The sequence below is a fragment of the Endozoicomonas sp. genome, assembly GCF_031844845.1.
Lineage (GTDB): Bacteria > Pseudomonadota > Gammaproteobacteria > Pseudomonadales > Endozoicomonadaceae > Endozoicomonas.
The window spans coordinates 1-24104 of sequence record NZ_JAVRMB020000087.1 but is presented as its reverse complement, the minus strand read 5'-3'; the positions used below and the strand labels follow the sequence as shown (position 1 = coordinate 24104).

The window sequence follows — 24104 nt, the reverse complement described above, 5'->3', positions numbered from 1 at the left end:
TCTTCTGTCAGATGAATTCGCCCTAATGATGCCAGGCAGGGATTCAGCCCTGACGGCAGGCGATCGATTGAAAATGAGTGCCTGCTGCCTTTTCGGCTTTTGAAATGGATGTCGGAGAAACTTTCTTTCTCTCCCTTTTTGCTTTTCAACTTTTTATTTTTGGCACAGACCGCTCTGAATGTAGTGGCTGCGGCCAGTGTTCCATTGTCTGAAATTATTGAGTTGTAGGCGTGCCCCTTGTCCTTTTGCTCCTGGTAAACCTGAGCTTTTATAGCGGGGCGCATATTGATAAATTTGCCGTTCTCATCAAGGTAGCTGTCGTTTAGAAAACGCTCTACCGCCAGATTGTAGGATCTGCGGAATAAGACTAAGGCTTCTTTGTAGGCGGCTTTGTTCTCCGGGTAAAATCTAATTTTTTTTGACGCTATTATTTTTGCGCCTTTCAGCCGGTTTTTTTCCGTAGAGGTTATTGCCGACTGAGGTAATGAAACTGATAAGCTCTGCGGAGTCGAAGGCTTCAGAGGGGTTAACCGAACCATCCAGGATTTCGTTCTGTCCACCCGATAGTTCGGGGAACCACCGGATAAGTTCGAATCCTGACTGGTCTTTCGTGGTAGCCATAAACAGTGCTGAATTTCCGAGCACTGCGGACTCCAGAATGGTTTTATGTCTTTTTCATTGAGCGTGGACAGCAATGGCAATGTCAGTGATAAACACGACCTCCGGGAGCCGTTTGAGCAAGCGTCATTGTTGTGTGGCGATGCTGGATTTTTGTCTGGCAGAGCTGATTTTTGCATAACTTATTATTCAATCTCTTTCGGGACGGTTGAATAAGTACACCCATCCAGAAAAATCCATGAGGGTCAAAGTATTCGGGTAAATATAATCCAAAATGTTGCGTTCGTTGCATTTTTTTTGAACTGCATGATTATGCGGTGAGCGTACTGCCGGTAAACGGCCTTACCGGCAGTGGTTTTTATAGTCGACAGTTGAAATAAAAAGCAACGAACGCAACAAGCCCTGCTAGACTTGGCCTGTACTGGTCTTTTGGTCGCGATAGCGCAGTCATTTTCCTGTTTTCAGGCGATGTATTGTGTTTGGGACTTGTATAAAGGCAGCTTGAGCCTTGGATCATAACAACGAATGTTGCGCTCGTTGCGGTTTTAATCAAGAGTGTATCCTCATTGTACCGATGCAGGTAAACCAGGCCCTCAAAGGCCTTATGTCTGCCGAAGCTGAACAGCCAATATAGGGCGTTTTTTGTAGGTTTCCAGATGATCCTTGAACGAGACTAAGGCGCAGTCTCGTTCAAACATACAAACCCGCACAGTAACCCGATGCCCAGGCCCACTGGAAATTAAACCCTCCAAGATGTCCGGTAACGTCCAGAACTTCACCGATAAAGTAGAGTCCTGACTGATTCTGGCTCTCAAAGGTTTTGGAAGAAATATTATCGGTAGCTACACCACCCAGTGTGACTTCTGCTTTTTTGTAGCCTTCGGTGCCTGCAGGCATAAACTCCCAGGCCTCCAGATTTTCTGCCAGTTGTTGCAGCTCATTTGGTGAAAACTGATTAACGGGTTTACTACCATTGTCTGTTATTTTCTGCAGCTCACCATAAGTACAAAGTGCAGTAGCCAGACGACGGGTTAGCTGGTCTGACAAGACTGATCGAAATTCGGCTTTTGGCTTCGACTCTCTGAGATCATTCAGCCAGTCTTCAATGGAAATACCCGGCAGCCAGTTTATGGAGACTTTATTGCCTGGCCTCCAGTAAGAAGAGATCTGGAGTACGGCTGGCCCACTCAATCCTCTGTGGGTAAAGAGTATATTTTCACGGAAGCTTTGCCCGTTGCAGCTGACGATAACATCAGCACTGACGCCGGATAACTCAATAAAGTGTGCCAGCCATTGTTTATCCATAGTGAATGGAACCAGGCCAGGCAGCCTTTCTATCAGGTGATGCCCGAACTGTTCCGCCAGTTCATAGCCAAGCCCCGATGCTCCCATGGTTGGAAATGATAATCCGCCCGTCGCCACCACCAGCGAAGTGCAGTGAATCTTGCCCAGTGTAGTGTCCAGCAAAAACGCTTCAGCCCCTTCTGATGCCACACGCTTTACATGTTTCAGCGAAGCCTTCAACCGGATAGCAACTCCAGACTTTTGGCATTCAGCCACCAGCATTTCCACGATGTCACTGGACTGGTGATTACAGAAAAGCTGTCCAAGTGTTTTCTCATGCCAGGGAATATGGTGTTTGTCCACCAATGCCTGAAAGTCCCACTGGGTATAGCGGGACAGCGCCGATTTACAGAAGTGAGGGTTTCCGGAAAGGTAGTTGGCAGGCTCTGCATACATATTGGTGTAATTGCAGCGACCACCACCGGAGATAAGTATCTTTTTACCAATTTTGTTGGCATGGTCGATCACCAGCACCTTACGCCCTCGATCACCAGCAGTCAGCGCACACAGCAACCCGGAAGCCCCTGCCCCGATAATAACGGCATCGTATTGCATGGTTGGCAATAATGATTGATTCAAAGGCATAGCCTGGCGTCCACAGAAAGTATGAAGGTGATTTTCGGGGCAATATAACGAAACTGGCAGGGAGTACTCAAGAGTCAAGTCAGCTAAGATGATAAGAATCTCTAATAACAACACCCATCTGTCGGGCCTGCCATGAATTACCTGCGAGAAATCCAGCAACACGTTAGTCAACATCTCAAGCTTTCTGAACCGAATAGCCCTCTGGTTAAGCAAGCTTCGACTCTGGCAGACCGGTATATTGACGGTGCTTTGAAAAGGTTGTGGGTTATTGATCTGGCCTCAACCGGATTTGCCAGTGAGCTCACCAACCGCTCTGGCGGATTGGCCGGGATCAAAGTACTGAAGCCCCCCTTCAATCTCTCTGAAGAAGACCTTGTGATTGCTGCAGATCATGGGCTTGATGTTGATCTGCAAGTTAAGACCTGTAGAAAAATTCTGGACTCTGGAGCCAGCCTGATTCTTATTGCCTCAAAAAACAGTACTGTTTACCAATCGATCAATCCTTCTCTGTTTCTTGATAACGCCCTGGAAAAAGTACCCTGCGGTCTATTTGATGATCGCTTCTGTCCAGTAGATACAACCGTCAACATCACTATTGCCTGGTGCTTTATTGCCGAGTGGCTTAATGCCTGTGTCTCCCGCGGGTATATGCCGGTTATCAATGCCAGTACTTTTCAACAGGGAGGCGCTGAACGAGCGGCTCTCTATCAAAATGATGGCCTGTTCCACAACAAAGATACATTTGACGTAGAACCCTTACCTTCCGGTACCTATTGCAAGCTGTACCTGAATCAGCTGAGCAATACTCTGGATCATATTATCTTTACTCAGTCGTCTTTAATGAAAAAGGCCCGTGCCATGCATCAGCAGGCACTTGATCAGAACGGAGTACTTTGGTTTAAAGCTGATTCACATCTCATCCAGAATCAATTTAATTCTGTCGGAAATCCAGATCTCTTCCATTATCTTGATGAAAATCTGACCGCTGAAAGTGTAAACAATATTTTAAGCCAGCCCAACATTTACACTCATCTTGGTTATTACACTTACCCTCATATTCCTATCTTCTTCATTAACCAGGCAGGTGCTCCAAGTATCTGGCTTCAAGGTGGAATGGAAAGCAACAGGATTGCTTTAAATGATAACAGAGTGGTTATTGATCAGCGGTGGACGTTTGGTGATGCTGTACTCAGTCTGCCCGGTTACGACATTCGAGCAATTCCGGAGTCCGGTGTTATTCAAAATTGTCTGTTTTGGGAGCTGAACCTTCAGCTTCTGATTCTAAGGACAAACCACCCATAACGATCAACAGGATAAACAGCATAAAAAACCCTGCAATTGCAGGGTTGTTAGTCAGGGCAGATAAAGGGGTTATTTACCCGGTTTCTTACGAATAGCCTGAAGCGTTCTGAGCTGGGTAGCAGCCTCGGCCAGCTGGGTTGGAGAAAGCACCTCTTGATTAAAACCGCAACGAGCGCAACATTCATTGTTATGATCCAAGGCTCCAGCTGCCTTTATGCAAGCCCCAAACACAATATATCACCTGAAAACAGGAAAACGACTGTGTTATTGCGACCAAAAGACCTGCACAGGCCAAGTCTAGCAAGACTTATTGCGTTCGTTGCAATTTTTTTCAACTGACTGATAGCTGATGTGTATGACAGCCTATTTTATATATCTATCTCTGCCATGGTTTTTCCTGCTAGAAATGAACTATCTTAATCTTTGTTGTCTAACTCAGCAGACTTATCTTTTTATATCGAAAATAATGGAATCCTATGGTAACTAAAACAACGCCAGAAGAAGAAGAAGACAAACAGAATCAAAAAGATATTTTTGATCTTGCCAATAAATTTATAGCCCTGGCCAATAATATGAGCCAGAAAGACAAGAAGGAGTTCTGGAAAATTGGTACGGCATTCCGCTATGCCGCTGCCCGATACAGCTCTCACGAATCGGCTGTGGGCAGTCAGGATCTACTTAAAGATCGGGATGAGCTGGAGAACTGGATGGCCTCCCAGTTCAAGACCATGCTGATTGAAAACATGCAACAGCAGATTGCAGCCCTTAAGAGTAAGGATCAAACGGATGAAACGTTGCAATAATTACTTCCGGTTTCTTACCTGGAGTCTCTTGGCCATAACGAAGAACCCTGCCAAGGCAGGGTTCTGTTTTTTTGCTGCATTTATAAAAACCGCTTTTTATGAATAGTGGTTCTGACTTACTTGCCCATCTTCTTGCGAATAGCCTGAAGTGTTCTGAGCTGGGCAGCGGCTTCGGCCAGCTGGGTTGCAGCTCTTGAGTAGTCAAATTCACCATTCTGGTTTTCAAGGGCTTTTTCTGCCTGACGCTTGGCTTCTTCAGCCGCAGCCTCATTCATATCATCAGCTCTCAGCGCCGTATCCGCCAGGATCTTGATCTGGTTTGGCTGCACTTCCAGGAAACCACCGGAAACGTAGAAGACTTCTTCTTCGCCACCTTCGGTGACCAGACGGATCGGGCCGGGTCTCAGCTCTGTCAGCAGCGGCGTGTGACCGGGAGTAATACCCAGATCGCCCAGAGAGCCGGTAGCGATCAGCATCTCTACCTGACCTTTGAAGATCTCCTGCTCAGCACTAACGATGTCGCAATCTACGGTTAAAGCCATGATGGGCTACCTCCTTAGGAACGTTGCCCGCTTCCCGCTGCCCGCTTCCCGCTGCCCGCAAAAGCACAAGCGGCTCTGGCTTTTTCGGGGAGCGGGCGGCGGGTGGCGGGCAGCGGCCTTACTTACATAGACTTGGCTTTTTCAACCGCTTCGTCAATGGTGCCAACCATATAGAAGGCCTGTTCTGGCATGGAGTCATACTCGCCTTCCAGGATCCCTTTGAATGCACGGATCGTTTCTTTCAACGAAACATACTTACCGGGAGAACCCGTAAAGACTTCTGCTACGAAGAATGGCTGAGACAGGAATCGCTCAATCTTACGGGCACGGGATACGCTCTGCTTATCTTCTTCAGACAGTTCATCCATACCCAGAATGGCAATGATGTCTTTCAGCTCTTTATAGCGCTGCAGTACTGTCTGAACGCCACGAGCCACGTCATAGTGCTCCTGACCAATCACCAGAGGATCCAGCTGACGGGAAGTGGAGTCCAGTGGATCAATCGCCGGGTAGATACCCTTGGAAGCGATATCACGACTCAGTACTACGGTGGCATCCAGGTGCGAGAAGGTGGTTGCCGGAGAAGGATCCGTCAAGTCATCCGCAGGTACGTATACCGCCTGGATTGAGGTAATGGAGCCCGCCTTGGTCGAGGTAATACGTTCCTGCAGAACGCCCATCTCTTCCGCCAGCGTTGGCTGATAACCTACCGCCGATGGCATACGACCCAGAAGTGCTGATACTTCAGTTCCTGCCAGGGTGTAACGATAAATGTTGTCGATAAACAGCAGTACATCGCGGCCTTCATCACGGAACTTTTCCGCCATGGTCAAACCCGTCAGAGCGACTCGCAGACGGTTTCCCGGTGGCTCGTTCATCTGGCCGTAAACCAGAGATACTTTGTCGATTACGTTGGAATCGGTCATCTCGTGGTAGAAGTCATTACCTTCACGGGTACGCTCACCCACACCGGCAAATACCGAGTAACCAGAGTGCTCGATGGCGATGTTACGGATCAGCTCCATCATGTTGACGGTTTTACCAACACCGGCACCACCGAACAGGCCAACCTTACCACCTTTGGCAAATGGGCAAACCAGGTCGATGACCTTAATACCGGTTTCCAGCAGTTCATTACTGGACGACTGATCCGCATAACCAGGGGCCTTACGGTGAATGGAGGCACGCTCCTCTTCACCTATGGGCCCTTTCTCATCAATCGGGTTACCCAGAACGTCCATGATACGGCCAAGGGTTTTTGTACCCACTGGCACCTGGATAGGCGCGCCGGTATTAACGACATCCAATCCACGGGAGATACCTTCAGTAGAGCCCATGGCAATGGTACGAACGACACCATCGCCCAATTGCTGCTGAACTTCCAGCACCAGCCCTTTACTATCGACGTTTAATGCGTCATACACTTTGGGAACGCTGTCCCTGGGAAATTCGACGTCGATGACGGCGCCGATAATTTGTACGATACGACCGCTACTCATAGTCTTTCCTCACCCTTAATCTTTAGCAATCTGCAGCAATCTTTTATACCGCCGCACTCTCTAATGGCTGCGGCGCTCTAATGGCTGCAGCGCTCTACTGGCTGCGGCGCTCTAAACGGCCGCTGCGCCGCTGACAATTTCAGACAGTTCCTGTGTGATCGCTGCCTGACGAGCCTTGTTATACACCTGTTGCAGATCGTCGATCAGATCCCCGGCGTTATCTGTAGCACTCTTCATGGCTACCATTCGAGCCGCCTGTTCACAGGCATTATTTTCAACCACCGCCTGGAAAACCTGAGACTCGATATAACGTACCAGCAGGCCATCCAGCAACAGTTTGGCATCGGGTTCATACAGGTAGTCCCATGGTCTCTTCAGAGAGGCATCATCATCGGGTACCAGTGGCAATAACTGTTGCACTTCCGGCATCTGAGTCATGGTGTTCACAAACCGGTTATTCACCACGTACAACCGATCGATTCGGCCTTCCTCATAGCTGTCCAGCATCACCTTGACACCACCGATCAGGTCAGCAATATTGGGTGAGTCACCAATATGAGTCAGGGCCGCAACGGTGTTTTCAGCACCCATGCTACGGAAAAAGGAAACCGCCTTACCGCCAATCAGACAGAGGTCTATTCCAACGTCCTTATCACTCCAGGCTTTCATGTTCTCTACGGTTTTCTTGAACAGGTTAATGTTCAAACCACCACAGAGGCCCCGGTCAGTGGAAACAATGATGAAGCCAACACGCTTAACGTCACGCTCAATCATAAAGCTGTGCTGATACTCAGCGTTGGCGTTGGCGATATGACCTACCACCTGACGAATACGTTGAGCGTAGGGGCGGCTGGTCTGCATCCGCTCCTGAGCCTTGCGCATTTTACTCGCCGCCACCATTTCCATGGCGCTGGTAATTTTCTGTGTACTTTTAATGGACGATATTTGCGTCCGTATCTCTTTTGCGCCAGCCATATTCAGTTACCCGTTGTCAGTTATCAGTTGCCAGTTGTTGGACAGCAGGCAGTTAGTTCCGGACAGGCTTTTCACTGTCCACTGACAACTGCCCACTGACAACTGATCACCAGGTCTGGGTGGCCTTGAACTTCTCAATGACTTCCTTAAGGCCAGATTCAATCTCGCCGTTGTAGTCACCGGATTCATTGATGGTTGCCATCAGCGCACTGTGCTCGGAGCTGGCATAGCTGATCAGAGCCGCTTCAAAGGCACCCACCTTGTTCAGGGCAATATCCACAAGGAATCCTTTCTCGGCGGCGTAGATCACCAGACCCATTTCCGCTACCGACATGGGGGAATATTGCTTCTGCTTCATCAGTTCAGTAACGCGCTGACCATGCTCCAGCTGTTTACGGGTTGCTTCGTCAAGATCAGAAGCAAACTGGGCAAACGCCTGCAGTTCACGGTACTGGGCAAGGGCCAGACGAATACCACCACCGAGCTTTTTAATGATCTTGGTCTGGGCAGCACCACCTACGCGGGATACCGAGACACCCGCGTTCATCGCAGGACGGATACCCGCATTGAACAAGTCTGTTTCCAGGAAGATCTGACCATCGGTAATAGAAATTACGTTGGTCGGTACGAATGCTGATACATCACCCGCCTGAGTCTCAATGATGGGCAGCGCCGTCAGAGAACCGGTCTTACCTTTTACTTCACCGTTGGTGAACTTCTCAACGTAATCAGCATTAACTCGTGCCGCACGTTCCAGCAGACGAGAGTGCAGATAGAAAACATCACCGGGGTAAGCCTCACGGCCTGGCGGACGACGAAGCAGCAGGGAGATTTGACGATAAGCCCAGGCCTGCTTGGTCAGGTCATCGTATACGATCAGGGCATCTTCACCGCGGTCACGGAAGTATTCGCCCATGGTGCAACCGGCAAACGGTGCCAGAAACTGCATCGCTGCTGGATCAGCCGCGCCGGCAGCCACCACAATGGTGTGATCCATGGCACCGTGTTCTTCCAGTTTGCGAACCACGTTGGCAATGGTCGATTGCTTCTGACCAATAGCAACGTAAACACACTTAACGCCAGTGCCTTTCTGGTTGATGATGGCATCAATGGCCAGAGCCGTCTTACCGGTCTGACGGTCTCCGATGATCAACTCACGCTGACCACGTCCAATCGGCACCATGGAGTCAATAGCTTTGTATCCAGTCTGAACCGGCTCATCAACAGACTGACGGGCAATGACGCCAGGGGCTACTTTTTCCAGGGGAGAGGTCTGAGTGGTTTCCAGAGGGCCTTTGCCATCGATGGGATTACCCAGGGCATCCACAACACGCCCCAGCAGTTCAATGCCCACCGGAACTTCAAGAATTCGACCGGTGCACTGGACAGTCTGACCTTCAGCCAGATCGCCACAGTCACCCAGTACCACTGTACCGACGGAGTCACGCTCCAGGTTCAGTGCCATGCCGTAAACATTGCCGGGGAACTTGATCATCTCCCCATACATGGCATCCGCCAGACCATGAATACGTACAATACCGTCAGTTACGCTGACAATCGTGCCCTCATTTCGGGCCTCACTGGACACATCAAGTTTTTCAATTCGACTCTTGATGATGTCACTGATCTCTGAAGGATTCAGTTGTTGCATCGCTTATCTGCCCGCTCTTGATCGAAAAAAGAACACCGTAAACATAGTCAGGAAATCATCGCATCAGCCAGCTTGCTCAGCCGGGCGCGGAGACTGCCATCAATGACCAGATCCCCCGCTTTGACGATAACGCCACCTAAAATGCTACTGTCGATTTCTGTTACCAGATGAACAGAACGTTCCAAACGAACCGCCATTTTTTCTGCCAGCCTGTCCTGCTGTTCCTGACTTAATGGATACGCTGAAGTCACCTGCACCTGCTGGGAACGCTCTTGTTCCGCTTTCAGCTGGGCATATAGAACAACAATTTCAGGCAACAGTTTCAGACGACGATGTTCTGACAACACCCGAAGATAATTCTCAACCGGCTTGTCCAGGTCACCCTGACAAAGCCCAATAATAGCATCCGCCTGCTGTGCCCCACTCAACTGTGGGTTGCCCAGCATGTCGACCACTTTCTGGTACGCTGTCACACTGGCACAGAGAGACAGCATGTCAGACCATTCGCTCAAACGTGATGAATCACGGGCATATTCAAATGCCGCTTTGGCGTAAGGGCGGGCACATGTGGTTAATTCCATGGTCTTGCGCCCTCTTAAAGTTCAGCCGCCAGATCATCAACCAGCTTGCTGTTCGCCGCTTCATCCAGGTGTTCACCCAGAATACGCTCTGCACCAGCAACCGCCAGACTGGCAACCTGAGAACGCAGTGTTTCACGAGCCCGATTAACTTCCTGCTCAATTTCTGCAAGCGCCGCGACCTTCAGGCGATCACCTTCAGCACGGGCCTGTTCTTTGGCGTCATCAACAATCTGGCTGCCACGCTTGTTAGCCAGCTCAATGATGCCCTGAGCTTCTGCCCTGGCTTCTTTCAGCAATTCAGCGACTTTATTATTAGCCTGAGCCAGGTCGTTTTCTGCTTTGTCAGCAGCAGCCAGACCATCGGCTATTCTTTGCTGTCGGTCACCCAGCGCTTTGGTCAGTGGTGGCCATACATATTTCATGCAGAACCACACAAAGAACATAAACGCGACGGATTGGCCGATTAGAGTTGCATTTAGATTCACGCCAACACCTCTTTCAGTTAATGTCGCTGGCTCTTTTCAGAGCCTGGCCTTCAATGCCTTTACGACTGCGGGCTAATGTAAGCCCGCAGTTTTCGCTTCTCATCAAAGCACTCGGCACCTACCTGGCACTTGTCAGGCATTAACGTCTTTGCTTAGAGCAGGCCAACGAAAGGGTTAGCAAAGGTGAAGAACAAAGCAATACCAACGGCAATCATTGGAATCGCATCAAGCAGACCCGCAACGATAAACATTTTGGTTTGCAGCATAGGTGCCGTTTCCGGCTGACGGGCAACCCCTTCCAGAAACTTGCCGCCCAGCAGCGCAAAGCCAATACCCGTCGCCAGTGCAGCTACACCCAGCATGATCGCGACACTGATGACTGTCAGACCAACTACCAGTTCCATATATCCTCCCGACTTTACAGGTCGTGTGTTGTGAGATTTGTGGTTCGTTAACGTTAAGTTATTTAGAGTGTAACCGTACAATCAGGCAGCTTATCTGTTTAAAAAGCAGAGTCGGTTGCCCCATTACCTTTCATTCACTCAGTGTTCTTCATGGACACTGCTCAGATAAACGATCGTCAGTACCATGAAGATGTATGCCTGAAGGGTAATAACCAGGATATGGAGTACAGCCCAGGCAAAGTGCAGTGGCAACTGTCCCCAGCCAATCATGGCAATCAGGATAAATATCAGTTCACCGGCATACATATTGCCGAACAGTCGAAGTCCCAGGGAAACGGGCTTGGCCAACAGGGATACTGTTTCCAGCAGCAGGTTTATGGGCATCAGTATAACCTTGGCCACTGGATTTTTACTGGAGAATGGGTGCATAGCCAGGTCTGAGAACATCCCAGACACACCTTTGACCTTAATCCAGAAGAAAATCATCAGCAGGAATACAGTAATGGACATCGACAGGGTGATGTTCGGATCAGTGGATGGCACCACCTTCATGTACGGAATACCAGCCAGTGTTGCCAGGCCGGGAATCCAGTCCACCGGAATCAGGTCCATCAGGTTCATGAAGAATATCCAGACAAAAATCGTCAGTGCCAGAGGGGCTATCATCGGATTTTTACCATGGAAAGACTCACGAACCGTGTTGTCCACAAACTCTACGATGATTTCAATCAGGTTTTGCAGCTTGCCCGGAACGCCGGAAGTGGCATTCTTCGCGACAAAACGGAACAAAAGAACAAATACAAACCCGAGAAATACAGACCAGAGCATGCTGTCTACATGAATGGCCCAAAACCCCATCTCCTTGGCTTCGACCGGTGTAACAGCGAAGGTCCACGTGGGTTCAGTGAGCATGCCCAGGGGCTTACCATAGGCATCAATTCGCTCGAAACCTGCGGGTAGTTGACCATAGGTCAAATTCTGCAGGTGGTGCTGTATGTATTCAGTAGCAGTATTTGCCATGGCTAATCCTGTAAACCATTCATTACATTTTCAATATCAAAGCTACTTAAGTGCTCAATTTTCGTTCTAAAATCGAACATTAAACAGCCTTTCCACTTAAACACTTTTCAGCAAAAAACGTCGCGAGCGACCCGTTTTTATACAAAATTCTCTACCCTGGCTTCCGATGAGCCACCAGCAAGGGCGCAAACCAACTCACCGCCTGAACCGCGATAAAAGATCCAAACAAAGCCAATGGCTCCAGCGGTTTAACCAGGGTAAAAACCAGAATAAAGCCGGCGGTAGTCAATACCAGTTTGCCCGCTTCTCCACGATAGAATGAGCTGACAATTAGTTTCGCGGAGCGCGCTCCACGATAACGGAATGCCCTCCAGACAAAGTACGCATTGGGCAGCGAGCAACAAAGCCCTCCCAGCAATGCGGACAGTGCAAAAGTGATTCCCTGGGGGAGCAGTACCAGAGCCAGCACTGCAGAGACAGCCAACTGGGCAACAACAACACGATGCACCGGTGGCTGTTGAAGCCACAGATATCGACGATAATCAGCACGACCGGATTTGCGGTTGGCAAACCCAGACCAGTCATCACTTTGCATTGCCATTTGCTGCTTCCAGACTTTTGCTTTTAACATACTTACGTTATCTACAGCTCGTTTTTTCGTTAGCAAAAGATTAATTTATGCACGCTGGGTAACTTTTTGTGAAAATCTGTCAGCATCTGTTGTTTGTTTATGATTCCTGACAATCCAGCGGGGTGCAGTATAATTGGTAATTGTACCTATATTCAACAGAAACCATACTGGTCTACTGATATTTCCCAAAGTCATAAAACACCATACTTGATAGAGCAGCCAGTCAGCACTTATTGTATAAGGAGTGGGAGAAAGTGTCCAAAGTTCTGATGACCCATCAAGTCGGTTAAATAATCAAATGACCATTGTATAAAAATCAACCTTTTTGCCTTTTCCTTTTTTAAAAGGGCTGCCAGTCAGTAATAAAATGGCACAATTGATTAAAAACTGTACTTCTGTATTTTCTCTTATGGGTTAACAGATAAAAGTGACGCTTCAGATTAAGCCCCGTAACCCCAATAGTTGCTATATGCCCGGTATCCAGAGTTGATTTCGCCGCAAGGCTGGAAATACAGGCGATACCGACACCGTCAACAACCGCTTGCTTAACTGCCTCGGAGCGATTCAACGTCATGGCAACCTTGGGAGACTCCAGCTGGGGAGCGATCATTTCATCAAACAACTCTCGCGTACCCGAACCCGGCTCCCTTAAAACCCATAACTCATCTGACAGAGAAGGAAGTGGAATATTTCCTTTATTGGCCAATGGATGATCCGGGCTACAGATAACCACCAGCTCATCTTCAAGCCATGTGGACACCTCAATGTCCGGATGCAGGCAGACGCCCTCGACCACCGCAAGGTCTATTTTGAAGTCCAGCAGGCGTTGTTCAATAATTCGGGTATTATCAATCTCAAGATCAATTCTTATACCCGGATTACTTTTCTGAAACTGGGAGAGCATCTTTGGCAACAGGTTATTACCGATCGTCGAACTGGCATTGAGGATCAGAGAGCCGCACTCATAAGAACCAGAACCATTGACAGAAAATTGCGTTTCCAGCTCTTTCGCTCGATCAATCAGCTCACAGGCCTTGGACAGAAGCGCACGACCAGAATCATTCATTTTGAGTCCAGCGCCCTGATTTCGATCAAAAAGAGACCCCAGATGTTTCTCCAGTTCAGATAATGCCATACTGGCCGCTGGCTGGGAAATATGCAGGCTTTCAGCCGCCCCGGTAACTCGCCCATATTGAGCAACCGCTCGAAATATTTCCAACTGACGAAGCGTAATATGCATTTGATGTACAACCTATTCCATCAAAAGAGCCACCAATCAAGTACAAATACCACAATCAATGGCCAACGTTTACGTGATACCCACTACCTCCTGAAACCAACGCTTGAAGACAGGACAAGAATATCATCTAACTTAAAATATCAGGGCATAAGCATACTTGATAGGTAATCAAAGTATTATTGATTTTTCTAAAAATATTAGCGCTATATACTGAGCTTTCAATGATTCCCCTCACTGAATTTATTCAGATTTATTCGAGTTACATCATGAAAAGTAATGGCATTACCAGTTGGGTTGAGTTAAAAAAACACACCCCCCAGTTTGAAGCTATTCTCAACAGCAGACGTGCTTTGAAGAAGGCCTCACCGTGGGATGATATGACACTTTTCTTCAAAGAAGCTGATAAGCATATCAAATAACTTTATCCCTGATTAATCGTGTTATTTAAATTAGCCGCTTATTTGAGCGGTTTTTTTTTATTGCCTGCGTAACAAAAAAACAACAGACACAAAGAATACCAAACAAAAATAAACAGATCTGATTTTTTAAATCCATTAATTCCAAAAACAACCATTAGAAAAATATTAATCCGCCAGTGTAATAAATATTATTACTATACGATGCTGTTAATAATCCCTCACATTCAAATCATCACTCAAAATCTTATTCAAAGAAGCACTTCCAAAATCAGCAATTAATTTTAATTTTTTCTGGAGCAAATCCAAGCGTATTGCCGCTCAATCAGTAACCATCTGCGGATGACATTGAACCTTGGTGCATTAAATGAAAATGGCGAAACATCGATACGTGATCTATATAAATATTCTGGTTGATAATAAAACGCTATTCTCAATAGCTCTTCTGAGTTCTAGCCAACCGGCTTTTCTATCTCATTTGCTCAGAAACTGGTCTATTTTTAGCAATGTTTCCTTTTTTTGAGCTTGATCTACAGAACATAGAAAAAGCAATCGACCGTTCTTTGTACGCACTTGGATATGGAATACGTTGGAGTCCCCATGAAAAAGATAACTTCGCTATTTACAGCACTTGCCATTACTGCCTTTTCTACTGTTTCAGCGGCACAGGGGTGGGAAGATGACTGGACAAATGATGATATTTTTGTAGGTCTGGAAGGTGGCTTTGCCCATACTAAAGTAAAAAAAGAGGGTGGAACCGGCTTTGAAGATAAAGACGATAAAACGTCCTTTTATGGTCTGCGTGTTGGCAGTTTTTGGAACGATGAAGCAAGAGCTTATTTTACAGTCAGCCAGGCTCAGCCGGATGATGTAAAAAAAGTTTCTGGCGAAGCAAAAGGGATTAAACAACTTAACCTGTTGGTCTCCGCTGATTATCTCTTTATGCCGGAATGGGAGATTCAACCATTTGTTGGCCTGACCCTTGGCGCAACCGAGAACAAGGCTGACAATTACGATAACAAGTGGGGTTTTGCATACGGCGTCCAGGGCGGGGTTATCTACCAGATTGAAAATATTGATCTGGAAGCCGGTTTAAAATACCTGGGCAACAGTACGGATATTGACGCTAAAGACAATAGTGGCAAGCTAAAAGTAAACGACTCTCGTCAGGTTTATGTAGCTGCATCCATTCATTTCTAAATCACCATTTAATCTAAGCCCTCGAAAAAACCTTCGAAAACCTCTTTCCCACGCTCTGCGTGGGGACGAGGTCGTTTAGTCTCTAATAATGTGCGGGATAAACCTGGAACTGTCTTTGGTGATAATCGAGTTATCTTCTCGAATACCTATCCCTGCCGGGCGATCAGCTACAACCCAACTGCCAACCAATGCATAGTTGCCAGCAAATTCTGGCAGTGGGTCGTACTTCTGTAAAATATAACCACTGTCTACATAAGGCCCATCAACAGAAACCAGAGTTCTCCCATTTTCCATTACCGAAATATTTGCACCTTCTCTGGAAAAAACAGGCTTTTTAACGTAGCGATTGCCTAAATCATCTCCCGGCTTTTCATCTTCGAAGTAGCTGGGCAACAGATTGGGATGCCCCTTAAACTCCCGCCAGAGTAATGGAAGAATCCCCTTATTTGAAAGAATGGCCTTCCAGGGAGGTTCGATAAACAGCGTTTCATTTCCAGGAAGGTAATTGCCAAACGCTTCCTCAAACATGAACTCCCAGGGATAGAGCTTGAACATCCCGGAAATCGTCATATCATCCAGATCGGTAAAATGCCCATCGGGACTTAAACCGATATCCTCTGTATAGATAAACCGGGTGTTTAACCCAGCCTGAACGGCACAATCCCGAAAATATTCAACCGTGCCATAGTCCTCTTCAGAGTCCTTGCTGGACGAAAAATAGAGAGGCTCACTCCCCATTTTCTGCTTCCTCAATAGCACCAGTGCTTCAATCAACATCTCCTGAATAATATTGAACTGATCGGTATCGGTGGGTAGCCTTTTTTCATCAATCATCTGTTCCAGCCAGAGCCACTGGAAAAATGCAGATTCATAGAGAGAGGTGGGCGTGTCGGCATTATATTCATAAAATTTTGCAGCAGACTGGCCATCATAGGAAAAATCCATTCGTCCATAAAGATGGGAATCTCTTCTCAACCATGACTCTCGAACATAATCCCAAACATACTCAGGAATTCGCAGTTGCTCCATCATCTGCTCTGAGTTAATCGCTTTATCCACCAGGTGCAGGCACATTTGGTGAATCTCTGCGGTTGGCTCTTCTATGTCTTTTTCAATCTGCTTCATAGTGAACTGATAATAAGCAGACTCATCCCAATAGGCTTCGCCACCGATGGTATGAAACCGGAACCCAAGAGACTCAGCCTGCTTTTTCCAGTCTTTTCTGGGAGAAGATGAAATACGATGCATTATCCCCCCCAACTGCCCCGGGCAGCAGAACGACTACCAAAGCCACCGCGCTTCATAGTGGTGCTTTTCAGAGATGGCTTGGCGGTTGCTTTTTTATCAACCATCACCTTTCCCTGTTTGTAGCTGCTGCCGACCTTGTCGTAGCCACCGGTTCGGAAAAAACCACCACTGCCCAGATAAAGAGGAATAACGGTAAAGGAGCTTCTCCCGGAACCTGGCTGCGCAGCCAGCATGAAGCCTTCCATGGTGGGAATATACTCCCCCGATGCCAACTGCTGACAGGTTGCCCCAAAATCCTGCTGACAGTCTGATCCCTGACTGTATTTAGGCGCCATCATCAAATGGTTTTGCCAGGCCTTGTTATATTCAAACCGGCAAACAGATTCTGAAATCACACCATCATCAATACAACTGGCGACGTCTTTATAGACCAGAGCCTCTCTGGATGAGTCCCCACAACCGCTAATAACAAAAGGAGCGGTACCTATAATGGCAAGCTGTAATTTCTTCGAACGCTTCATTATTCCCTTCACTCCAGTATTAATAGGTCAAACAGGCAGCGTTCAACAACCCTGCGGCAATAGAGACACCTCCAAGCCAGATACCAGAAGCAAGTTCATTATCAGCAATACGCTCTGAAATTTTTGGTAAAAACAGCTGCAAACAAAAAAACGTCGCCAGTTGTACAATCAGGGCAACAGCCCCCCAGAGAGCCATATCAACCAGGTTAATAGAGTTCTCAATAACACTGGCCAGCGGCAGGACAAAACCAATCAGGCTACCGGCAAAAGCAATGGATGCTGCGGGCACATTCGCCTTGATGAGTGCCATCTCATCATGGGGAGTACACCGGGTATAAACCAGGACATAAATACCCGTTAAAGTCAGTGCCAGGGAAAAATAGGCCAGAAAGAGGGGAACCCCGGCCAGGTAATCTGTGATGGCTGTCATACTGTTGCTTCCTGAACATTATTAAAATTCGCAGACAAGGATACCCCTGCCAGACAATAGATTCATTGCCTCAGATGATACTCATGGAAGAAAGATCAAGATCAAAGCCCAGGCTAACGACAGCTGTCGCTTCCTCATCACTACTGAATTCAAGGGAAGCCAGAAGATATTCAACCCTTTCACTCTCTGCTATTGGTCGCTGGTAGAGCATTACCAGATGATCAACATCGTAGGGAGCAACCGATTTATCGCGACTATGAACTGTCTCGGTAAAGCTCACCGGTTCGATTCTTCCCGGAACAACGTCATCCCAGACCCGTTGATAAAGCGCTTCATCCAACTGAAAATTCTTGTCGCCAATAAGTCCATTATCACTAACCCAAAGGCTGACACCACTCTGGCTGGCAATGTTATGGGTTTGAGTAAAAACAAAGAATTTTATGTCATCAATATTTTCAGTTTCATAACCTCCACTTGTAGAGATCTGAAGAAACCCATCGTCCGATGTATAAAACCGGCTGAGCGATGCGCCAGCTCCAAGATCCACAAATCCTGCAGCCTCAATGGTCTGAATCCCTTCTGGCAAGGAGAACCCCAGCTGTTCACGTATCATTCGCCAAGGCAATAAGTCCAACTCAACGGCACTGCCTGGTCGCAAATTTAGCGGAGATGGTAAAGAAACATTGTCTTCTTTCTTACTTTTAAACCAATCAAAGACCATAAAAACAAACCACCATTTAAAACGCTTGATAGAGAAATCGGAACTATACTCTTTAATCCCTGACTGATGGCAATTAAGGGGCTCTAAAAAGAGAACATCTTATGTCTGAGTCATCACTGGCGTTATTTCTTATAGCGACCCTGATTCTTGCCTTGGCACCTGGGCCAGACTTACTTTATATCACCACCCGAGGTCTCTCTCAGGGTGCCATCGCCGGACTTATTTCAGCACTGGGTGTTCATACCGGTGTGCTGATCCATACCATTATCGCATCTCTGGGTCTCTCTGCCCTGATAGCATCATCAACGGTGGCATTTACCGTCATTAAATATGCCGGAGCCGCCTATCTATGTTATCTGGGTGTGCGGACATTGCTAACCCGATGTGATCCAGACAAAGACACGTCCAATAATGGACAATGCACGTCTAAAGCAGCGTTAAAAAAAATTTTCTACCAAGGTGTTATTACCGATGTACTGAACCCAAAAGTTATTCTTTTTTTTCTGGCGTTCTTCCCTCAGTTCATTGACCCCGGCAGTCTGTCGGCCAAGATAGATATTTTGATGCTGGGCCTGATGTTTGTCGCCGTCGCATTGCCCATTGACGCGGCAGTCGGGCTTGTTGCTGGTAACATAGGCAAGCAGTTACACCACTGCAGGAAACGGCTGCAGTGGGGAAAATGGGTGGCGGGATCAGCATTTATTCTGCTGGCAATCGGAACCGTTTTCACCACACCGCCATCGTAAACTGGTGCATGGTTTTAATGTATTTGATGGGTTCCTTCCATATTGACCTCCAAACTCCGTTCGTCCTGAACGGAGATTGTACCCATCAGTCTCATTGAAACGATATACCGACTTATTTCTGACGGGCCTTCAGTCGCTCCAGTACGCTGGAGGTATCAGAGTCCCCCTGGGCAATACCGGCAGCCTTGAGTTTGGATTGCAGGTCGGACTCGGCTGTATCCCCAGAGAGTTCGCTGGCAGCTTCCATCTGAGCAGACCTTTCAGCCTGGCGCTGCTTGATTCGCTCCAGAGATTCAGTCGCTGTGGCCATTCTTGAGTTAACGCCACTGTGTTTTGCTGCACAGGCTGCCTGAGCTTTTTGTACAGACTCTGTCGCCTTAACCGTATCAACCTGCTGTTTCAGGCGACGAAGGCTTGACTCTGCATCAACGATCGCTTTCTTCAAACTGACAATGCTACCCGAAAAGCTCTTTTCCATCTCCTGTTCAGAGTTAAGTTGCGCTTCATATTCTGCGATTCGACTGGCAATCTCAGTAGCCAGTGTCTCGTCTCCCTGGTCCAGGGCCTTCATCGCATAGCCTTCATACTCTGCGACTTTTTCTTTTAATTCTGCACATTTTTGGGAAGAGAGCTTTTGCTTTGCCATAATGCCAGCCAGCTGTGTCTTTGACTGCTGGAGTTGATCGCTGGCTTCACGAATTTCCTGATCCAGTATACGAAGCGCATTACTGTCCGCAATGGCTTCACCCACTTCATTGGTCGCCCCTTTGAGGGCTGTCATCACTTTGTTCCAGATGCTCATATTCTTTTTCCTGTCTTTTTATCGCCCGGAGCGGCTTGTTTAGGCTCAAGGCTGTCTAATCGATATTGATGACGTAGAGGCTCAAGCCACAGATTCTGACGTCAGATGACTTCCATAGGCTTCAGTGGCTTTGATCGCATTCGCGGCCAGTGTTTCGACCTCCTGAACGATATTCTGCAGAGAAGATGCAGAGCTCAGAGCACCAAAAATGGTGTAATACTCAGAACCGTCCGGGAAACGATCAAGGCTGATTGTTGATAAGGGGAATAATTTATGGGTTCTCAACACTTCATCGTTTAATGTTTGTGTGTCTTTAACCATGGATAGAGGCCACAAAACCACATCCGCTACAATCTGCTCACCCGCAACGGTCAGATAAATAGGCAGGTCACCAAATTCTGTCATGGTGATTTCCAGACAGGGCTCAGTGCCATCCACCAGATTTATGATGGCATCACCATTGGTAAATAGTGGATCAATGGCCAAAGCCTGATACAGGTTTTTAATGGTCCATACACTTTCGGGTTGAGTCATGATGATAGTTCCTGGTTGTTTATAAGAGTGCTCATTAGAGAGTGTTTGCCGTAACTGGCGCTCAATATCACGTAGCCGATCAGCATGCTCTGGAAGAATCCAGATCTCTTTTTTGACCAACCCCTGCTCTCTCATTCTGGAGCGGAATTGCCGCTGATAGTGTGCTGCGTTTTTCCGGGACGCCATAAAAGTAATCTCTTAACCATTCGCAAATGCATTACATGTAACATTTGTTACATGTAATATAACGACTCTAAAATTATTTTCAATAGTACACAATGTAAGGAATTGTCAGCGACGCCAATAAGCGGAAGTAAACATCACCAGAACCGTAATAACCTCAAGACGTCCCACCAACATGCCTGCAGAAAGAACCCACTTAGCCATATCAGGCAGTGTTGAAAAATTTCCTGCGGGGCCAATAATATCACCAAGCCCCGGACCGACATTGGCAATAGCGGTAGCAGCCCCTGTCAGACTGGTAATGAAATCAAGACCCATCAGACTGAGAAGCAGCGTCATCACCCCCGTTAACATTAGAAAGAAGAACGTAAACCCAACAAAAGAACGGATAATATCGGAACTGATTGGCTGACCATTGTATTGCATACTGAAGCATGCCCTGGGATGACTCAGTAACTTTAACTGAACATTCAGCAGCATTAGCCCCAGCTGAAAACGAAAGATCTTCACGCCACCACTGGTGGAGCCGGAACAGCCACCAATGAAAGTGAGAAAGAAATAGACCGTTGCTGCAAAACCACCCCACAATAAGTAATCCGTCAGGGCGAAACCCGTCGTACTTATGACAGATGTCGTATTAAAAGCCACCAGTGTCAATGCATCAAAGACACCATAGTCTGAGTTCATAACCAGCCAAAGCGTCATACTGCTCCATACGACGACTATCAACTTCATAAAACCTCGAATTTGTGCATCTTTGAGTAAAGGGTCTGCATTGCCAGAAAAAAAACGGACCATTAATACAAACGGCAAGCTGCCTAAAAGCATAAACAGGGTACCAGTCCAATGAATGACCGGATTACTGAAAAACCCCATTGATGAATCAGAGGTAGAAAATCCTCCGGTAGACAATGTCGTCATGGAGTGATTGATGGCTTCAAATGCAGTCATACCACCATAGTAGTAAGCCAATGCACACAAAACACTCAAGCCCAGATAGACCTGAACAATTCGTTTGGCAATGACACCGGAGCGAGGCATTACTTTTTCCGACCAGTCAGAGGATTCGCTCTGGAACAATCGCATACCACCGACTTTTAAAAAAGGAAGGATAGCAACGGCCATCACAATAAAACCAATGCCTCCGAGCCACTGAAGCACAGACCGCCACATCAGTATCCCGGGGTTCATATTGTCAAGGCCAACCAGAACCGTTGAACCGGTGGTGGTGATTCCCGACATGGTTTCAAAAAATGCATCGGTAAAACTGATTTCGGTTTCAAAGAGAAAAGGCAGTGCACCAAACGCACATACAATAATCCAGCTAAGGTTAGTGAGTAAAAAAATCTCCCTGGGGCGTAATGCAAAGCTTTCAGATTTACAGCACCACCAGAGCAACGTACCGGCACCAAAAGTTATCATTGGTGGCAGTGTAAAGGCCATCCGGTGGGCCGGTGTATCGAAAATTATGTTGGTAACAAGCGGTATACACATGAGCACTGCCAGCATAATTAACAGCAGCCCAATAACGTACAAAACAGGTTTATAGTGCATGGTTTTAAAAAAGCTTGATCAGTCCATTTTAAACAGCATTGATCGAAAGCCGTGTCCTGGTACTTTTCAGTTATGGGGGAGGAAGATTATTATCACTATGCATTACATAGTCTGCCGGTACTTATACTTAAGAGTAAGGAGTAATGTAACGGTTCAGCACCTGCATCCTGTCCTATCCAAGCAGACAAAGAACTACATATTGATTAATGGAGTATCAGTATCTCTTTTATTCTTCTGTATTTCAGAAAGAACAAGTGCGAACTAAAGTCCAGCTAATCGACATATAGTGGTTCAGACTAATTAGACAGCACGAAATGAGCTTTTGAGAGGTGCTGAATAGTTACGGAATAATTAAATGCCTATACAATTATTCGCATATTTCCGAGCACCAAAAATTCAAATAGTCACTATTGAACAATCAGATGACGGGGAGTTGAAACTATTCCATGAATGTACGGTCAAATGTACGGTCAATAGAAATGTCAGCATGACAAATACCCGGAAGTTCTTTTTACATATCCATGACTTCTAAACGATGAAAATACCAAAGCTACCCTTATGCAGGCTTGGATAATCAGACACTTGTCTGATCTGACTTTTTAAACTTAACGACGTTTTATAACGTCAGGAATGAAAATGACACTAACTTCAGGACTAGATCCATCTCGACTTACAGCTAAACAACCTGTCAATGGCTTGGCTGAGGTTACCCAGCCCACTACCTATGGCTGCTGGACGCGCAAAGCAAGAATCAAGAGCGTAGTATTGAATACATTTATAGAGCCTGAACGAAAACTGTCAGCTATAGAAAAATCTGTTCTTGCGAAAAAAGCAATTAAAAAAACTTTTACACTCCCTTTATTGACAACGATTCTCCCTGTTAAGGTACCCACTAATAACAGAGAAAGAGCAAGCGATGAGGAGATAGCCAAGTGGTTTTCACAACAAAAAGGGGGGCAGTACCTTCACACCAAAGCCTGCGCCATAGGGCTCTATGTCACTCACCGAGCACTCATTAATGCCGGTGTAGATATCGACCACAAGGATGCTGCTGGAAATACAGCCTTAATGCATACAGTAATGAACAAGAATACAGACATAGCAATACAATTGTTAGATCTTGGCGCAGATTACAAGCTTAGGAATAATTCTGACATAAATGCCTGCACAATGGCGATCAAATCTGGGAATGTCAAACTGTTCGAGTATTTGATCAAAATCGGATGTTCAATTTCACAGTTTGCAATTTTTGATGCAATCAAAGCTCCCAATGCAGGAGTGCTTGTTGGTTTAATCTTAAAGCATTACAAATCAGACTATCTGAATCGAAATAGTAGTTTGATGCTGATAGCGGCGTGCAACAAAAAAAGCGTGGAAGTACTCAATCAGCTGTTGAGTTGCGAAAATATTCGAAAGAGCATTAATAACGCATGCGGTGGCGCAACAGCCTTGGATGTTGCAACATCCAAGAACTGGGGTGAAGGCGCTAAGATACTCCGGGACAACGGTGGGAAAAAGGCATCAAGACCGTTAACGTTGCGACAAAATATACATTACCGCTCTAAAAACGGTGACTATGCGTTAGCTACTACTCTTGGTCTTGCTATCTGTATTGACCATGCCACAAGTTATGGAGGTGGTGATGGTGGTTATGGTGGTTATGGTGGTGGCGGTGGCGGGGGTGGTGATTGTGGTGGCGGTGGTAGCGGTGGTGGCGATTGTGGGGGTTGTGATTGAGCCAATAACTTCCTCTCTCGTATCGCTTTTAGGAAACTATTTTGTAACTGTTCAGCCCCCAATGAGCACATCTTGCGCTGTCCAAAGGGTTAAAGCATTACATACTGATCATCCGAACTATCGTTCCCGTTTATTTTTTTGAAATGTAGTGTGGTGAGGTGCGGTTATTATTTTCTGGAAGCAAAAAAAAATCCCGATAGATTGCTCTATCGGGACTTTTAAATTGGTGCCTGGCGATGACCTACTCTCACATGGGGAAACCCCACACTACCATCGGCGATACGTCATTTCACTACTGAGTTCGGGATGGGATCAGGTGGGGCTAACGCTCT

At 46.9% G+C, this 24104-nt stretch carries 25 protein-coding genes and 1 rRNA gene; 6 read left to right on the top strand and 20 right to left on the bottom strand.

All coding sequences use genetic code 11. From position 1 onward, the window contains the following. Positions 1-797, bottom strand: a 797-nt coding sequence (locus tag RM811_RS04065) for a hypothetical protein (protein WP_402521010.1), incomplete at its 3' end; no start/stop codon positions are given. Positions 798-1308: 511 nt separating this feature from the next. Continuing rightward, the gene (locus tag RM811_RS04060) at positions 1309-2547 is read right to left on the bottom strand and encodes an NAD(P)/FAD-dependent oxidoreductase (protein WP_402521008.1); all 1239 of its coding nucleotides are present in this window, start codon (positions 2545-2547) and stop codon (positions 1309-1311) included. 132 nt (positions 2548-2679) lie between these two features. Here RM811_RS04060 and RM811_RS04055 point away from each other — a divergent pair, with 132 nt between their 5' ends. Further along, positions 2680-3849: a hypothetical protein gene (locus RM811_RS04055; protein ID WP_402521007.1), complete on the top strand. Its 1170-nt coding sequence runs from the start codon at positions 2680-2682 to the stop codon at positions 3847-3849. 476 nt (positions 3850-4325) lie between these two features. Beyond that, positions 4326-4652 (top strand): DUF3144 domain-containing protein, encoded by a 327-nt coding sequence (locus tag RM811_RS04050; protein WP_402521005.1) that lies wholly within the window; start codon positions 4326-4328, stop codon positions 4650-4652. Positions 4653-4768: 116 nt separating this feature from the next. Here the strand turns inward: RM811_RS04050 and RM811_RS04045 are convergent, their stop codons facing one another. The 10 genes from RM811_RS04045 to RM811_RS04000 all read right to left on the bottom strand — a co-directional run bounded on the left by RM811_RS04045 (position 4769) and on the right by RM811_RS04000 (position 13680). After that, a complete protein-coding gene (locus RM811_RS04045; RefSeq protein WP_402521003.1) occupies positions 4769-5194 on the bottom strand; it encodes a F0F1 ATP synthase subunit epsilon in 426 nt (141 codons plus the stop codon). A 122-nt stretch (positions 5195-5316) separates the two neighbouring features. Beyond that, positions 5317-6693, bottom strand: coding sequence for a F0F1 ATP synthase subunit beta (gene atpD, locus RM811_RS04040; RefSeq protein ID WP_402521001.1), 1377 nt, complete (start codon positions 6691-6693; stop codon positions 5317-5319). A gap of 111 nt (positions 6694-6804) precedes the next feature. After that, positions 6805-7668, bottom strand: coding sequence for a F0F1 ATP synthase subunit gamma (gene atpG, locus RM811_RS04035; protein ID WP_402520999.1), 864 nt, complete (start codon positions 7666-7668; stop codon positions 6805-6807). Positions 7669-7774: 106 nt separating this feature from the next. Further along, entirely contained in the window at positions 7775-9319 is a 1545-nt protein-coding gene (atpA, locus tag RM811_RS04030; RefSeq protein WP_402520997.1) for a F0F1 ATP synthase subunit alpha, read from the bottom strand. A gap of 47 nt (positions 9320-9366) precedes the next feature. After that, a complete protein-coding gene (locus tag RM811_RS04025; protein ID WP_402520995.1) occupies positions 9367-9900 on the bottom strand; it encodes a F0F1 ATP synthase subunit delta in 534 nt (177 codons plus the stop codon). Between the two features lie 14 nt (positions 9901-9914). After that, positions 9915-10385: a F0F1 ATP synthase subunit B gene (locus RM811_RS04020; RefSeq protein ID WP_402520993.1), complete on the bottom strand. Its 471-nt coding sequence runs from the start codon at positions 10383-10385 to the stop codon at positions 9915-9917. A 152-nt stretch (positions 10386-10537) separates the two neighbouring features. Next, positions 10538-10789 carry a F0F1 ATP synthase subunit C gene (gene atpE / locus RM811_RS04015; RefSeq protein ID WP_020581950.1) on the bottom strand — a complete coding sequence of 84 codons (252 nt, stop codon included), beginning with the start codon at positions 10787-10789 and terminating at the stop codon, positions 10538-10540. A 138-nt stretch (positions 10790-10927) separates the two neighbouring features. Further along, a complete protein-coding gene (atpB, locus tag RM811_RS04010; RefSeq protein WP_402520990.1) occupies positions 10928-11809 on the bottom strand; it encodes a F0F1 ATP synthase subunit A in 882 nt (293 codons plus the stop codon). Positions 11810-11960: 151 nt separating this feature from the next. Beyond that, entirely contained in the window at positions 11961-12410 is a 450-nt protein-coding gene (locus RM811_RS04005) for a F0F1 ATP synthase subunit I (protein WP_402520988.1), read from the bottom strand. A 370-nt stretch (positions 12411-12780) separates the two neighbouring features. Then, positions 12781-13680, bottom strand: coding sequence for a LysR substrate-binding domain-containing protein (locus tag RM811_RS04000; RefSeq protein WP_402520986.1), 900 nt, complete (start codon positions 13678-13680; stop codon positions 12781-12783). Between the two features lie 266 nt (positions 13681-13946). On the opposite strand from RM811_RS04000, the gene RM811_RS03995 reads away from it, so the two are divergent. Further along, a complete protein-coding gene (locus RM811_RS03995; protein ID WP_402520984.1) occupies positions 13947-14099 on the top strand; it encodes a hypothetical protein in 153 nt (50 codons plus the stop codon). 597 nt (positions 14100-14696) lie between these two features. Continuing rightward, positions 14697-15296, top strand: a complete 600-nt coding sequence (locus RM811_RS03990; protein WP_402520982.1) for an outer membrane beta-barrel protein — start codon at positions 14697-14699, stop codon at positions 15294-15296. Between the two features lie 75 nt (positions 15297-15371). Here RM811_RS03990 and RM811_RS03985 read toward each other — a convergent pair whose 3' ends face one another. From RM811_RS03985 to RM811_RS03970, 4 genes are all read right to left on the bottom strand, one after another. Next, positions 15372-16544: a glutathionylspermidine synthase family protein gene (locus RM811_RS03985; RefSeq protein ID WP_402520980.1), complete on the bottom strand. Its 1173-nt coding sequence runs from the start codon at positions 16542-16544 to the stop codon at positions 15372-15374. Further along, positions 16544-17065: a DUF1190 domain-containing protein gene (locus RM811_RS03980; RefSeq protein ID WP_402520979.1), complete on the bottom strand. Its 522-nt coding sequence runs from the start codon at positions 17063-17065 to the stop codon at positions 16544-16546. The genes RM811_RS03985 and RM811_RS03980 overlap by 1 nt, the downstream gene beginning before the upstream one ends. A gap of 19 nt (positions 17066-17084) precedes the next feature. Beyond that, positions 17085-17495 carry a DUF350 domain-containing protein gene (locus tag RM811_RS03975; protein WP_402520977.1) on the bottom strand — a complete coding sequence of 137 codons (411 nt, stop codon included), beginning with the start codon at positions 17493-17495 and terminating at the stop codon, positions 17085-17087. A 70-nt stretch (positions 17496-17565) separates the two neighbouring features. After that, complete coding sequence (locus tag RM811_RS03970; RefSeq protein ID WP_402520975.1) at positions 17566-18216, bottom strand: DUF2491 family protein; 651 nt, start codon at positions 18214-18216, stop codon at positions 17566-17568. Positions 18217-18317: 101 nt separating this feature from the next. On the opposite strand from RM811_RS03970, the gene RM811_RS03965 reads away from it, so the two are divergent. Next, entirely contained in the window at positions 18318-18962 is a 645-nt protein-coding gene (locus RM811_RS03965; protein WP_402520973.1) for a LysE family translocator, read from the top strand. Positions 18963-19074: 112 nt separating this feature from the next. Here the strand turns inward: RM811_RS03965 and RM811_RS03960 are convergent, their stop codons facing one another. From RM811_RS03960 to RM811_RS03950, 3 genes are all read right to left on the bottom strand, one after another. Then, complete coding sequence (locus RM811_RS03960) at positions 19075-19764, bottom strand: PspA/IM30 family protein (protein WP_402520971.1); 690 nt, start codon at positions 19762-19764, stop codon at positions 19075-19077. Between the two features lie 81 nt (positions 19765-19845). Further along, the gene (locus RM811_RS03955; RefSeq protein ID WP_402520969.1) at positions 19846-20484 is read right to left on the bottom strand and encodes a YjfI family protein; all 639 of its coding nucleotides are present in this window, start codon (positions 20482-20484) and stop codon (positions 19846-19848) included. Between the two features lie 105 nt (positions 20485-20589). Then, positions 20590-21975, bottom strand: coding sequence for a TrkH family potassium uptake protein (locus RM811_RS03950; RefSeq protein WP_402520967.1), 1386 nt, complete (start codon positions 21973-21975; stop codon positions 20590-20592). Positions 21976-22671: 696 nt separating this feature from the next. Between RM811_RS03950 and RM811_RS03945 the strand changes: the two genes are divergently transcribed. Beyond that, positions 22672-23772, top strand: a complete 1101-nt coding sequence (locus RM811_RS03945; RefSeq protein WP_402520965.1) for an ankyrin repeat domain-containing protein — start codon at positions 22672-22674, stop codon at positions 23770-23772. A gap of 228 nt (positions 23773-24000) precedes the next feature. Here RM811_RS03945 and rrf read toward each other — a convergent pair. Beyond that, positions 24001-24104 (bottom strand): 5S ribosomal RNA (gene rrf / locus RM811_RS03940); the annotation flags it as partial.

Bases quoted from the DNA above. Each gene is read 5' to 3' on its own strand.
- RM811_RS04060 (WP_402521008.1), bottom strand. From the start codon at position 2,547: ATGCCTTTGAATCAATCATTATTGCCAACCATGCAATACGATGCCGTT.
- RM811_RS04055 (WP_402521007.1), top strand. From the start codon at position 2,680: ATGAATTACCTGCGAGAAATCCAGCAACACGTTAGTCAACATCTCAAG.
- RM811_RS04050 (WP_402521005.1), top strand. From the start codon at position 4,326: ATGGTAACTAAAACAACGCCAGAAGAAGAAGAAGACAAACAGAATCAA.
- RM811_RS04045 (WP_402521003.1), bottom strand. From the start codon at position 5,194: ATGGCTTTAACCGTAGATTGCGACATCGTTAGTGCTGAGCAGGAGATC.
- atpD (WP_402521001.1), bottom strand. From the start codon at position 6,693: ATGAGTAGCGGTCGTATCGTACAAATTATCGGCGCCGTCATCGACGTC.
- atpG (WP_402520999.1), bottom strand. From the start codon at position 7,668: ATGGCTGGCGCAAAAGAGATACGGACGCAAATATCGTCCATTAAAAGT.
- atpA (WP_402520997.1), bottom strand. From the start codon at position 9,319: ATGCAACAACTGAATCCTTCAGAGATCAGTGACATCATCAAGAGTCGA.
- RM811_RS04025 (WP_402520995.1), bottom strand. From the start codon at position 9,900: ATGGAATTAACCACATGTGCCCGCCCTTACGCCAAAGCGGCATTTGAA.
- atpE (WP_020581950.1), bottom strand. From the start codon at position 10,789: ATGGAACTGGTAGTTGGTCTGACAGTCATCAGTGTCGCGATCATGCTG.
- atpB (WP_402520990.1), bottom strand. From the start codon at position 11,809: ATGGCAAATACTGCTACTGAATACATACAGCACCACCTGCAGAATTTG.
- RM811_RS04005 (WP_402520988.1), bottom strand. From the start codon at position 12,410: ATGGCAATGCAAAGTGATGACTGGTCTGGGTTTGCCAACCGCAAATCC.
- RM811_RS04000 (WP_402520986.1), bottom strand. From the start codon at position 13,680: ATGCATATTACGCTTCGTCAGTTGGAAATATTTCGAGCGGTTGCTCAA.
- RM811_RS03995 (WP_402520984.1), top strand. From the start codon at position 13,947: ATGAAAAGTAATGGCATTACCAGTTGGGTTGAGTTAAAAAAACACACC.
- RM811_RS03990 (WP_402520982.1), top strand. From the start codon at position 14,697: ATGAAAAAGATAACTTCGCTATTTACAGCACTTGCCATTACTGCCTTT.
- RM811_RS03985 (WP_402520980.1), bottom strand. From the start codon at position 16,544: ATGCATCGTATTTCATCTTCTCCCAGAAAAGACTGGAAAAAGCAGGCT.
- RM811_RS03980 (WP_402520979.1), bottom strand. From the start codon at position 17,065: ATGAAGCGTTCGAAGAAATTACAGCTTGCCATTATAGGTACCGCTCCT.
- RM811_RS03975 (WP_402520977.1), bottom strand. From the start codon at position 17,495: ATGACAGCCATCACAGATTACCTGGCCGGGGTTCCCCTCTTTCTGGCC.
- RM811_RS03970 (WP_402520975.1), bottom strand. From the start codon at position 18,216: ATGGTCTTTGATTGGTTTAAAAGTAAGAAAGAAGACAATGTTTCTTTA.
- RM811_RS03965 (WP_402520973.1), top strand. From the start codon at position 18,318: ATGTCTGAGTCATCACTGGCGTTATTTCTTATAGCGACCCTGATTCTT.
- RM811_RS03960 (WP_402520971.1), bottom strand. From the start codon at position 19,764: ATGAGCATCTGGAACAAAGTGATGACAGCCCTCAAAGGGGCGACCAAT.
- RM811_RS03955 (WP_402520969.1), bottom strand. From the start codon at position 20,484: ATGGCGTCCCGGAAAAACGCAGCACACTATCAGCGGCAATTCCGCTCC.
- RM811_RS03950 (WP_402520967.1), bottom strand. From the start codon at position 21,975: ATGTGTATACCGCTTGTTACCAACATAATTTTCGATACACCGGCCCAC.
- RM811_RS03945 (WP_402520965.1), top strand. From the start codon at position 22,672: ATGACACTAACTTCAGGACTAGATCCATCTCGACTTACAGCTAAACAA.